At 39.9% G+C, this 11,904-nt stretch carries 10 protein-coding genes, 7 tRNA genes and 1 riboswitch; of the genes, 16 read left to right on the top strand and 1 reads right to left on the bottom strand.

The features are described 5' to 3' along the window. Position 1 precedes the first annotated feature (1 nt). The 7 genes from E7C97_RS04590 to E7C97_RS04560 all read left to right on the top strand — a co-directional run bounded on the left by E7C97_RS04590 (position 2) and on the right by E7C97_RS04560 (position 656). Positions 2-74: transfer RNA gene (locus E7C97_RS04590), tRNA-Asp, on the top strand. Between the two features lie 24 nt (positions 75-98). Beyond that, positions 99-171, top strand: a tRNA-Lys gene (locus E7C97_RS04585). Positions 172-176: 5 nt separating this feature from the next. After that, positions 177-258: transfer RNA gene (locus E7C97_RS04580), tRNA-Leu, on the top strand. Between the two features lie 12 nt (positions 259-270). Further along, a tRNA-Thr gene (locus E7C97_RS04575) sits at positions 271-343 on the top strand. A 27-nt stretch (positions 344-370) separates the two neighbouring features. Beyond that, a tRNA-Gly gene (locus E7C97_RS04570) sits at positions 371-442 on the top strand. A gap of 50 nt (positions 443-492) precedes the next feature. Beyond that, positions 493-566, top strand: a tRNA-Arg gene (locus tag E7C97_RS04565). Positions 567-582: 16 nt separating this feature from the next. Next, a tRNA-Pro gene (locus tag E7C97_RS04560) sits at positions 583-656 on the top strand. 79 nt (positions 657-735) lie between these two features. On the opposite strand, the gene E7C97_RS04555 is transcribed toward E7C97_RS04560, so the two are convergent. Further along, complete coding sequence (locus tag E7C97_RS04555; RefSeq protein WP_316108291.1) at positions 736-1,992, bottom strand: ISL3 family transposase; 1,257 nt, start codon at positions 1,990-1,992, stop codon at positions 736-738. A 295-nt stretch (positions 1,993-2,287) separates the two neighbouring features. On the opposite strand from E7C97_RS04555, the gene E7C97_RS04550 reads away from it, so the two are divergent. The 9 genes from E7C97_RS04550 (at position 2,288) to E7C97_RS04510 (ending at position 11,867) form a co-directional block, all read left to right on the top strand. After that, positions 2,288-3,439, top strand: a complete 1,152-nt coding sequence (locus E7C97_RS04550; protein ID WP_223140431.1) for an iron-containing alcohol dehydrogenase — start codon at positions 2,288-2,290, stop codon at positions 3,437-3,439. Between the two features lie 185 nt (positions 3,440-3,624). Then, the gene (locus E7C97_RS04545) at positions 3,625-4,896 is read left to right on the top strand and encodes a nucleotide disphospho-sugar-binding domain-containing protein (protein WP_301393459.1); all 1,272 of its coding nucleotides are present in this window, start codon (positions 3,625-3,627) and stop codon (positions 4,894-4,896) included. Continuing rightward, complete coding sequence (locus E7C97_RS04540; protein ID WP_049503861.1) at positions 4,896-5,876, top strand: NAD(P)-dependent oxidoreductase; 981 nt, start codon at positions 4,896-4,898, stop codon at positions 5,874-5,876. Before E7C97_RS04545 ends, E7C97_RS04540 begins: the two co-directional genes overlap by 1 nt. After that, positions 5,851-6,666 carry an MBL fold metallo-hydrolase gene (locus tag E7C97_RS04535; protein ID WP_049503852.1) on the top strand — a complete coding sequence of 272 codons (816 nt, stop codon included), beginning with the start codon at positions 5,851-5,853 and terminating at the stop codon, positions 6,664-6,666. The genes E7C97_RS04540 and E7C97_RS04535 overlap by 26 nt, the downstream gene beginning before the upstream one ends. Further along, entirely contained in the window at positions 6,644-7,906 is a 1,263-nt protein-coding gene (locus tag E7C97_RS04530) for a F390 synthetase-related protein (protein ID WP_316108290.1), read from the top strand. The genes E7C97_RS04535 and E7C97_RS04530 overlap by 23 nt, the downstream gene beginning before the upstream one ends. Before the next feature lie 14 nt (positions 7,907-7,920). Next, entirely contained in the window at positions 7,921-8,865 is a 945-nt protein-coding gene (locus E7C97_RS04525; protein WP_316108289.1) for a 3-oxoacyl-[acyl-carrier-protein] synthase III C-terminal domain-containing protein, read from the top strand. 171 nt (positions 8,866-9,036) lie between these two features. Continuing rightward, on the top strand, positions 9,037-10,569 hold the full coding sequence (gene cls, locus E7C97_RS04520) for a cardiolipin synthase (protein ID WP_316108288.1): 1,533 nt from the start codon (positions 9,037-9,039) through the stop codon (positions 10,567-10,569). A gap of 107 nt (positions 10,570-10,676) precedes the next feature. Further along, positions 10,677-10,779: riboswitch (TPP riboswitch) on the top strand. 76 nt (positions 10,780-10,855) lie between these two features. Further along, positions 10,856-11,146 (top strand): thiamine-binding protein, encoded by a 291-nt coding sequence (locus E7C97_RS04515; protein WP_316108287.1) that lies wholly within the window; start codon positions 10,856-10,858, stop codon positions 11,144-11,146. After that, the gene (locus E7C97_RS04510) at positions 11,109-11,867 is read left to right on the top strand and encodes an ABC transporter permease (RefSeq protein WP_316108286.1); all 759 of its coding nucleotides are present in this window, start codon (positions 11,109-11,111) and stop codon (positions 11,865-11,867) included. Before E7C97_RS04515 ends, E7C97_RS04510 begins: the two co-directional genes overlap by 38 nt. The last annotated feature ends 37 nt before the right edge of the window (positions 11,868-11,904 follow it).

The raw sequence follows: 11,904 nt of genomic DNA, 5'->3' as shown, positions 1-11,904 counted from the left end.
AGGTCCCGTAGTGTAGCGGTTATCACGTCGCCCTGTCACGGCGAAGATCGCGGGTTCGATTCCCGTCGGGACCGTTTAAGATAACGGAAGTTATTTTAGACTCGTTAGCTCAGTTGGTAGAGCAATTGACTTTTAATCAATGGGTCACTGGTTCGAGCCCAGTACGGGTCATCATTGCGGGTTTGGCGGAATTGGCAGACGCACCAGATTTAGGATCTGGCGCTTAACGGCGTGGGGGTTCAAGTCCCTTAACCCGCATAATAGAAATAAGCCGGCTTAGCTCAGTTGGTAGAGCATCTGATTTGTAATCAGAGGGTCGCGTGTTCAAGTCATGTAGCCGGCATTTTTTTAATATAACCAAGAGGTCGATGCGAACGTAGTTCAGTGGTAGAACACCACCTTGCCAAGGTGGGGGTCGCGGGTTCGAATCCCGTCGTTCGCTTAGAGAGGCCGGGGTGGCGGAACTGGCAGACGGTCCTCGGCATATAATGAGCACCCTTAGCTCAACTGGATAGAGTACCTGACTACGAATCAGGCGGTTAGAGGTTCGACTCCTCTAGGGTGCATTTTTTCTATTTAACTCGGGAAGTAGCTCAGCTTGGTAGAGTACTTGGTTTGGGACCAAGGTGTCGCAGGTTCGAATCCTGTCTTCCCGATAAATATTACTTGAGTAAGAACACTAGTTGTTCTTTTTTATTTGTGCCTCTTTGTCAACTGTAGTGGGTTGATGAAAAGTTATAACCTGGAGAGGACCAACTTGGTTCTCTCCTTTTTTATGTTCAAAGCAATGAGGATTCTAGTTTTAAAGTTTTCAAAGTTCCTGAAGCCAAAAGCATTGCGCTCGATGACCTTAATGAGGTTATTAGTAGCCTCTAGTTTCGCGTTTGAGTAGGGCAGTTCCAGTGAGTTCATGATTTTGTCCTTGTCTTTCAAAAAGGTCTTAAAAACAGTTTGAAAAATAGGATTTACACAAGAAATCGTTTCTTCAATCAGTTCAAAGAAATGGTCTCTTTGTTTCTCTTGGAAATGAAACAGTAATAGTTGATAGAGGTCATAGTGTTCTCTAAGTTCTTGAGAGTATGCAAGGATTTTTTCGAGAATCTCATTATTGGTCAAGTGTGAGCGAAAAGTCGGACGATAAAATCGTTTATCGCTGAGTTTGCGGCTATCCTGTTGAATGAGTTTCCAGCAACGTTTTAGTGCCTTATATTCGTGCGATTTACGATCAAAATGATTCATGACTTGGATGCGAAGACGTTTCATAGCTCGATTGAGATGTTGGACAATGTGAAAGCGGTCGAGAACGATTTTAGCATTAGGAAAAAGTTTTCTGGCAATATCATAGTAGGGGCTAAACATATCCATGGTAATGACTTTCACGCGACTTCTCACCTGTCTAGAATAACGAAGGAAATGATTGCGAATAGTCACTTGAGTTCGCCCATCCAGGATAGCTACAATCTTTCTGGAATCAAAATCCTGTGCAATGAAACTCATCTTACCTTTCTTGAAGCTGTATTCATCCCAAGACATGTGAGTTGGAAGGAAAGATAAATCTGTCTTGAATTTGAATTCTTTCAATTTACGAATGACTGTCGAAGTAGAGACAGATAGACTTTCTGCGATAGCCGTCATAGGGACTTTCTCGATTAATTTTTGAGTGATTTTCTGGTTGACGATGGTCGCGATTAGGTGATTCTTTTTGACTAAGGAAGTCTCTGCGAAAGCTATTTTCCCGCAGAGTTTACAACGGAAACGGCGTTTTCTCAATCGAATGAGTGTCTTATAGCCTGCACACTCTAGATAGGGGATTTTAGATTCTTTCTGGAAGTCATATTTAGTCATTTGCCCTAGGCAGTGCTGACACTTAGGAGCAGGATAATTTAGCTTAGCGATGACTTCATTATGCGTTCCAGCATCAATATAATCCAAGATTATGATGTTCTTGTCTTTAATTCCGAGTAAGTTTGTGATGAAATTTAATTGTTCCATAAGATTCTTTCTAATGATGGTTTGGTCACTTTTCATTATAGGTCTTGTGGGACTTTTTTTCTACAACAAAATAGGCTCCATAATTCCTATGGTGGTTTTACCCACTACAGAAATTATAGAGCCGAATAAAATAGTCCATCTCAAATTTGTCTGATTATCTTTTCCTTATGAAATTTTGTTAAAAATTTTTTAAAGATCCTATTTGTTAAAAAAATCACAAATATTTGAAAATACAGAAAACATATTATATAATTAATCTAAATATATAGCGTGAAAAGCGCAAGGAGGATAAAATATGGCAACATTTTACGTTCCAGCAGTTAACCTTATTGGTAAAGGTGTGGTAAATGAAGTTGGGCCTTATGTTAAGGAGTTGGGTTATAGTAAGGCTCTTTTGGTAACAGATAAATTTATTGAATCAAGTGATATCTTGCCAAAAATTTTAAAACCTTTAGATGATGAAGGAATTGCTTACGTTATCTTTAGTGATGTTGAACCGAACCCTAGTTGTAAAAATGTTATGGATGGGGTTGCTGCTTTGAAAGAGCACAACTGTGACTTTATTATCTCGGTCGGTGGTGGCTCTCCACAGGATGCAGCTAGCTGTATTTCTGTAATCGCGACGAATGGTGGTAAACCACAGGATTATGAAGGTTTGCATAAGTCTGCTCAAAAAGGTCTTCCAGTTGTCGCTATCAATACTACTGCAGGTACATCAGCAGAAATTACCATTAACTACGTGATCACTGATGAAGAACGTAAGGTTAAAATGGTAATGGTGGATAAAAACAGTCTTGCCCTTATCTCTGTTAATGACCCTGAATTGATGGTTTCAAAACCTCAAGCTTTGACTGCGGCTACTGGTATGGATGCTCTTACTCACGCCGTTGAAGCTTTGGTAACACCAGGTGCTTATGATGTGACTAAGAAACTCTCTATCGGAGCTATCGAGCTAATCAAAGAATATCTTCCACGTGCAGTAGAAAATGGACATGACATCGAAGCTCGTGAAGGTATGGTTAATGCTATCTTCCTTGGCGGGATGAGCTTTAACAATGCTGGACTCGGCTATGTTCACTCAATGGCTCACCAATTGGGTGCAGTCTATAACTTACCTCATGGTGTTTGCTGTGCTATGCTTTTGCCAGTCGTTGAGCGTGAAAATGCTAAACGTGTACCTGTAGCCTTCCGTAATGTTGCTAAGGCCTTGGGAATGCAAATTGAAGGAAAATCAGACGAAGAATGTGCTGCTTATGCTATTTCTGAAATTGAAAAACTTTCTGAAACTGTCGGTATTCCTAAGAAACTTACAGAACTTGGTATCGAAGAAAAAGACTTTGACTTTGAATACCTTTCTAAGAATGCCTTGATTGATGCTTGTGCGCCAGGTAATCCATTCATGCCAACTTTGGAAGAAACCATTGCTTTCTATAAGGAATTGTTCTAAGCAAACCTATTTTAGAGCTTTTGTGGGATAGTAAATTTAAGATTCTTACATTACTGAATTCCTCCCGATTATTCAAATAATGTATGAGGAAATCAAATACTATTCCTATGATTTAAAGCCAATAATATTAAAGAAGAACTATCCTCGTGATAGTTCTTTTTTGGAAAATTTGATATGCTAGGATTATGAAGAAAATCAAAATCGATGTTGTGATTGTTCCTTTGAGTGGACATTTGTATCCAACTATGAATTTATTACTACCTCTATTAGACAATCCTCAGTATGAGATACGTTTATTTACAGGCCCCCAGAAAAAAACTGTTGCTGAGGCTGCAGGTTTTAATGTAGTTACTATACTAGAAGGCCACGTTGAGGAGTTCGAAAAAGCAGCAAATAACTCTGAGCAATTAGGAATTTTATCGGCCTATCATCAACTTTCTGAAAGTATTGATTTAATTAACGTAGTTTCTGATCAATTAATGAAAGAGTGGCAAAAGAATCGTCCAGATATTGTTATTGCTGATTTTATAACCTTATCTGGTGGTCTTGTAGCTAATCAACTTGGTATTCCTTGGATAACTACCATGGCTACACAATTTGTTTTAGAGACTACTGATGGCCCGCCATGTCTAATCGGTGGAATGGGGAGTCCTAAGAATGGCTGGGAAGCTTCAATACAATATGTCGGGAGAAAAGCAACCCGTTTAGTTAAACGTATTGTATCTTTTTTATTGCGTGATCGTTTAAAGAGATATAATTTTAGACTCTATAATCAGCTGGACCAAGAGACTATTTATTCTCCATATTCAATCCTTGGTATAGGGATGAAAGAAGTAGAGTTAAAAAAAGGATTCCCAAAACACTATAAATGGGTAGGGCCCTCTGGTGCTTCTGTTGAGGCTGGAGAGGATTATCCATTAGATTTGTCGGTTTTCCCTAATCGAAAAAAGGTTTTGGTAACTTGTGGGACACAACTGGCATGGGCCAAAGATAATCTAATCTTTCAAGCGAAGCAACTAGCCAAAGCGCATCCTGATTTTCACTTTTTTGTGACTCGTGGAGTTGGTGGAGAACCTTTTCAGTGTGAGAATCTGATGGAGAATCTGTCCCTTGTTTCTTATCTTCCTTACAAAGAATACATTCCTCAGATGGATTATGTGATTCATCATGGTGGAGCTGGGATTTTTTATCAGTGTATCATTTATGGTAAACCAGCTTTGATTTTGCCTCATGACTACGACCAATTTGATTATGCCGTTCGTGGTGTGGAAGCGGGTGTTGCACTGACTGCTAATAAAGAGGATACGAGAGCGATTGGTTTAGCCTTTGAGAAATTAATTGCTAAAGAAGATTGGTCAGAATTAGAAATTTTACGCCAGGCTGCACAATCCTATCATCCAACAGAAATTTTGGAAAGCGAAATCCACCGTCTGTTAGCAGATAAGGAGAAAGAATGATGAAAAAAGTATTAGTTACAGGAGCCACTGGTTTCTTGGGTAAATATGTAGTAGAAGAACTAGTAGAACATGGTTATCAAGTAAGAGCCTTTGGTAGAAATAGTCAGGTTGGTCGCTCTTTAGAGAATTCTTCGGTTAGTTTTTTTCAGGGAGATCTGACCAAAGCTGAGGATGTAGTAGAAGCTTGCAAGGGGATGGATATGGTCGTTCATGCGGGAGCTCTGTCAACAGTTTGGGGTCCCTGGGAAGATTTTTATCAGGCCAATGTTTTAGGAACCAAATATGTTCTCGAGGCATGTCGCCAAACAGGTATTCAGCGTTTAGTCTATGTTTCCTCACCAAGCATCTATGCTGCTCCAAAAGATCAACTAGGGATCAAAGAAAGTGATGCTCCAGAGGGAAATAATCTCAATAATTATATCCGTAGCAAATTGGCTTCGGAGAGACTCTTTAAGGATTATCCAGATGTTCCTAGTGTTATCTTGAGGCCTCGGGGACTGTTTGGGATTGGAGATACTAACATCTTGCCACGGGTGATCAATCTTAGTCAAAAAATTGGCATTCCTTTGATTGGGGATGGGCGTCAGCTCATGGACATGACTTGTGTGGAAAATGTTGCTCTGGCAATTCGGTTAGCCTTAGAAGCTCCAGAAGCCAAAGGTGAGGTTTTTAACATTACTAATGGTGAGCCGAGGGCTTTTAGAGATTTGCTAGAGGAAAGTTTGATAGGTCTGGGTTATCCAATCAAATATAGAAAAATTCCAGCATCTCTCTTATCAGGAATTGCAAGTAGTTTAGAATTTCTATACAAGACCTTGCACTTTAAAGGGGAGCCACCTTTAACACGATATACCTATTATCTACTTCGTTATAGTCAAACTCTAGATATTAGCAAGGCTCAGAGGGAATTGGGGTATCGTCCGAAAATTAGTATTTCAGAAGGGATTGAACAATATGTCCAAGATTATCGAAAGCATTGAGTATTTCCCAGCGGGATGTTGTACGAGTTATGCCGGTTTGCTCTTTAAAGGTGTCAAGAATAGAAAGATGACTTTCCCAGCAGGCGTCTTTTTAATCAAACATAGGGATAAGGGCTATGTACTTTATGATACTGGCTATCACTACGATATTAAGACAAAACTAAGATATGCTTTATATCGCTTGGGGACGCCCGTTCAAATGACAGAGCAGGATCAGATTTCGCATTTGCTGAAGGCTAAAGGAATTAAACCAGAAGAAATTAATTATGTCCTGCTGTCTCATCTACATCCAGATCATTTAGGAGGGGCTAGTTTCTTTCCGAACGCAAGCTTTATCCTAACCCAGGAAGTGTACGATGTTTACAAGAAACCAAAACTAAAAGATTTAATTTTTAAAGAATTTTTGCCGAGTGACTTCGAGGAAAGATTGACAGTCATCAAGACAGATCAGCAAAACTCCAACTTCTCTTACCGTCCTACCTATGATTTGTTTGGAGACGGAAGTATCCTGGTAGCTTCTATTGATGGGCATGCTAAGGGCCAAGCCTGCCTCTTTATTCCAGATTATCATCTCTTTATCGCAGCGGATCTTTGTTGGGGAATTGACCTCTTACCCTATACGAAACAGATGCATCTGATTCCTTCCTTGGTTCAAGATAGCAAGGCTGACTATATCAAAGGAACAGAGTTGCTGGAAGAGATGTTAAATGATGGTATAGAAGCGCTTGTCAGCCATGACCCTGTAGAAAGGATTGAGCGGATTTTGTATGAAAAAAATAACCTTTCTTAAAACTTTTATCCAGACTCGTTGGCTTCATAATTTTAAGTCTCGAGAAGCCTTAGAAAGCTATCAGAAAAAGCAACTAGATGCCTATATGGAATTTCTAAAACGTGAATCACCTTATTTTAAAAATGGTGTGCCTCACGACTTTGACCATATGGATAAAGCTTTTATGATGACGCATTTCAATGAACTTAATACTCAAGGAGTGGATAGAGATGAGGCCTTAGCTTTGGCCATCGAAAGTGAAAAGACTCGAAATTTTACAGAACTCAAAGGAGAAATAGCTGTTGGGCTGTCTTCGGGAACATCTGGACACCGAGGACTTTTTATCACAACTGAAAAAGAACGAAGTATGTGGGCAGCGGCTATCTTGGCAAAGATGTTGCCCAAAGGTCACCTTTTTGGACACCGTATAGCCTTTTTCCTCAGAGCGGATAATGAATTGTATCAGACCATCAATACGGCACTTATACGTTTAGAATACTTTGATATTTTCAAGAATACAGATGAGCATATCGAGCGCCTCAACAATTATCAACCGACCATCGTGGTGGCGCCTGCTTCGATGTTGATTGAATTGGGTAAGCGCCTAAAGATAGGAGAATTAAGGATTCGTCCACAAAAAATCGTTTCGGTGGCTGAAATCTTGGAAGATACTGACAGAGAACGGATTTCTGCGGCTTTTGCACTACCAGTTATTGACCAGGTCTATCAAGCAACAGAAGGTTTTCTAGCTTGTACTTGCTCAGCTGGCAATCTTCATCTCAATGAAGATATCATCTTTGTGGAAAAGAACTACCTGGATGACCGACGATTTTATCCAGTCATTACTGACTTTAAGCGGAGTAGTCAGCCCGTCTATCGCTACCAGCTCAACGATATCTTGGTTGAAAATCCTGAGCCCTGTCCATGTGGATCTCATTATACAAGGATTGACAAGGTCGAAGGACGTTCTGATGACATCTTCTACTTTGAAGGACTGGATGGAGGTCAGGTAAGGATTTATCCTGACTTTATCAGGCGTTGCATTCTCTTTGTGGAAAATGTCGGAGATTACCAAGTTAAACAGCATTCTGAAAAGTTAGTAGAAGTTTGTCTGAGTCGAAGGGATGAGCAAGTAGAAACAGCAATCACAGAGCAATTCAGACTCTTAGCTCAACAGAAAGAGTTTAAAGTACCTGAAATTCGATTTTCAGATTATCACTGGGATACAAGTCGTAAGCTCAAACGTATCCAACGTTTATGAAAGGACAAAAGATTATGACAGAAGTAAAAAGACATGTAGAAATTGCAGGCTATGGAGTTTGCCTCCCAAAAAACACAGTGCAATTTAAAGACCAAACGCGTTACCGTGTTGTAGAAAATGAAGAAACACAGCTAGATTTGGCAGAAGTAGCTATCCAAGCTGCGCTTGAAAATGCAAACTTAAGTATTAAAGATATTGATTGCCTTGTATCAGCTAGTGCGGTTGGTGTTCAACCTATTCCGTGTACAGCTGCTTTGATTCATGAGCGCGTGGCAAAAGGACTATCTATTCCAGCCATGGATATCAATACGACTTGTACAAGTTTTATTTCAGCTCTATCAACGATGTCACATTTGATTGAAGCAGGAGAATATCGTCGTGTCTTAATTGTTTCCAGTGAAGTCGGTAGCTTGGGGCTCAATCCAAAGCAAAAAGAAAGTTATGAACTCTTTGGTGATGGGGCGGCAGCATTTATTTTCCAAGCAAGTGACAAGGATAAGGGAGTGATAGCAAGCCTTCAACGCACTTGGTCGGAGGGAGTCCACGATACTGAAATCCGTGGAGGTCTGACTTCTTACCAACCAAAAGAGTACTCGGAAGAAACGAAGACCAATTTCATGTTTGATATGAAAGGGAAGAAAATCCTCTTGCTTTCTGCTCGTGTCATTCCAGAAATGTTCCAAGAATTCCAAGAGAAATCTGGTATTTCTAAAGATGCTGTAGACTATATTATTCCACACCAAGCTAGTCGAGCATTACCACTTGTTATGGATAAACTAGGAGTTAGTAAAGACAAGTATCTCAATATTGTCAGTGAGTATGGGAATATGGTTTCAGTTGCGGTACCTTTTGGTTTAGCCTATGCACTCGATCATGGCTATGTAAAAGAAGGAGATACCATCTTCTTGATGGGAACTGCAGCTGGTATGACGGTCAATATGTTGGCATTAAAATTGTAATATAAGAGCAGGCACGTGTAAGTTGCCTGCTTTTTAGATTGATTTTATAGGTAGAAGTATCGGCCTAAACAGAAAATACTTGATAACTTTTACGAAACTAAGTATACTAGAGGGGAATAAGCGTTTTCAGATGGTATATTAGGGAGTATACTTAGAAATTGAGAGGGAGATATGGGGATAAGAAAATTTCGATTATTGATGTCCAAGTATGGCTTTAGTATTGCGATTATCCTGATAGAATTATTTCTTGTTTTCGGAATTATTCTTTACATGAGCCAGATTGCTCCATTTGTTTGGGTTACTCTTGTATTTCTTGTCAGCGTGGCGACTGTTTTAGCCATTGTCAATCGTTCCATGTCTCCTGAAAGCAAGGTGACGTGGTTGATTGTTACTTTTGTCCCTGTTTTTGGTCCCTTGCTTTATATCATGTTTGGTGAGCGTCGGTTATCAAAAAAGGAATTCAAACAACTGCAGGAACTTCGTTCTATTGCATCTCATGAAAAGCGAGAGCATAGTCTTCATCAGATCCTACAAGAAACTGATAAATCTGCCTACGGTATTATCAATGCCTTGCTACATATGGATAGTAATGCAGAGGTTTATGACCATACAGACTCACAATTCTTTGCTAATGGAGAAGAAATGTGGCAACAGATGCTGGAGGATCTGAAGAGGGCTGAAAAATTTATTTTTCTAGAATACTACATTGTCGACGAAGGTTTGATGTGGGATAGTATGCTTGAAATTCTTGAAGAAAAAGCTGCTCAGGGAGTCGAGGTCAAGATGCTCTACGATGATATTGGTTGTATGGTGACCTTGCCTGGGGATTATACTGTTCATTTGCGTTCTAAAGGGATTGATGCTCATAAGTTTAATAAGGTGATTCCTCGTATGACAGTGGCCTATAACAACCGTGACCACCGTAAGATTTTGGTCATTGATGGGCAGATTGCCTATACTGGCGGGATTAATCTTGCAGACGAATACATCAATCAGATTGAACGTTTTGGACACTGGAAAGATAGTGGGATTCGTATCGATGGTCCGGCGACTCAGGCCTTTACCAGACTATTTCTCATGAACTGGTATATCAACCATGGAGAAATCAGTGATTTTGATCAGTATCATTTGGAAAATCAGACACGACTAGGTGGCGGTTTATGTATTCCATATGGTAGTGGGCCAAAACCAATCTACCAGATGAAGGTGGGTAAAATCGTCTATCAAAATTTGATTAATCAAGCGGAAGATTTTGTCTACATCACCACGCCTTATCTCATTATTGATTATGATTTGACAGAGGATATCAAAAATGCGGCTATGCGAGGCGTAGATGTGAGAATTATAACTCCATTTATCCCAGATAAAAAGCTCATCCAGTTAGTAACTCGAGGGTCTTATCCTGATCTTTTGTCTGCTGGTGTACGTATCTACGAGTATACTCCTGGTTTTATCCATAGTAAGCAAATGATTGTTGATGATCGATTTGCGATTGTTGGAACCATAAATCTTGATTATCGCAGCTTAGTTCACCACTATGAAAATGCAGTTTTATTGTACGAAACACCATCGATTGCAGATATTCGTAAGGACTTTGAAGAGATTTTTGAAGTATCGCAAGAAATTTTTCCTGGAACAATCAAGCCTACTTGGTATCAAACATTAATCAAAGAAGTAGCTCAGTTATTCGCCCCTATGCTTTAATTGAAAGAGCTAGTTCATCTGTATAATTAGAGAAAGAGAAGGTTTGCCGTCTCTTTTTCTGTAAGCAGTTTCCTTGACATCTTGTTTATTTTGCGTTATCATATGTCCATATAATATATGGGAGTCTGTGTACAGTCTGAGAGGAAGTGTTAAACTTCGACCGCACCTGATCTGGGTAATGCCAGCGTAGGGAACGAATACTTGGCCTAATTTTGCACCTTTTTCATATATGAAAGAGGTTTTTCTTTTTTTACAAAGAAGAACTGTAACTTAGAAGGAGGTTTTTATGAAAGCAAGCATTGCTTTACAAATCTTACCCCTGTCACAAGGGATTGACCGCATAGCTGTAATTGATAAGGTCATTGCTTATCTGCAAGCTCAAGAAGTGACCATGGTGGTGACACCATTTGAAACGGTCTTGGAGGGGGACTTTGATGAGCTTATGCGCATTCTCAAAGAAGCGCTAGAAGTGGCAGGTCAAGGAGCAGACAATGTTTTTGCCAATGTGAAAATAAATATAGGAGAGATTTTAAGCATCGATGAGAAACTTGAAAAGTATCATGAGACGGCATATTAGTCTGCTAGGATTTTTGGGTGTCTTATCTCTTTGGCAGTTAGCGGGTTTGTTAAAACTCCTACCAAAGTTTATCTTACCAACACCACTTGAAATCCTCCAGTCTTTTGTTCGTGACAGAGAATTTCTCTGGTACCACAGCTGGGCAACCTTGAGAGTAGCTATACTCGGTTTGGTCTTGGGTGTCTTGATAGCCTGTATCATGGCAGTCCTTATGGATAGTTTGGGCTGGCTCAATGACTTGATTTATCCTATGATGGTAGTTGTCCAGACCATACCAACCATTGCCATAGCCCCTATCCTAGTTTTATGGTTGGGTTATGGAATCTTGCCCAAGATTGTCTTGATTATCTTGACGACGACCTTCCCTATCATCGTCAGTATTTTAGATGGTTTTAGGCATTGTGACAAGGATATGCTGACCTTGTTTAGTCTGATGCGAGCCAATCCTTGGCAAATCCTGTGGCATTTTAAAATCCCTGTCAGCCTGCCCTACTTTTATGCAGGACTGAGGGTGAGTGTCTCCTACGCCTTTATCACAACAGTGGTATCTGAGTGGTTGGGAGGCTTTGAAGGACTAGGTGTCTACATGATTCAGTCTAAAAAACTGTTTCAGTATGATACCATGTTTGCCATTATTATTCTGGTATCGCTGATCAGCCTTTTGGGTATGAAGTTGGTTGATATTAGTGAAAAATATGTGATTAAATGGAAACGTGCTTAAAATAGAGCGTTTGAGAAAAAGAAAAGAGGAAATAAGA

The sequence above is a fragment of the Streptococcus sp. genome (assembly GCF_032481935.1).
Classification (GTDB): Bacteria; Bacillota; Bacilli; order Lactobacillales; family Streptococcaceae; genus Streptococcus.
The sequence above is the reverse complement of the archived record's forward strand: the minus strand, read 5'-3'. Positions and strand labels throughout refer to the sequence as shown.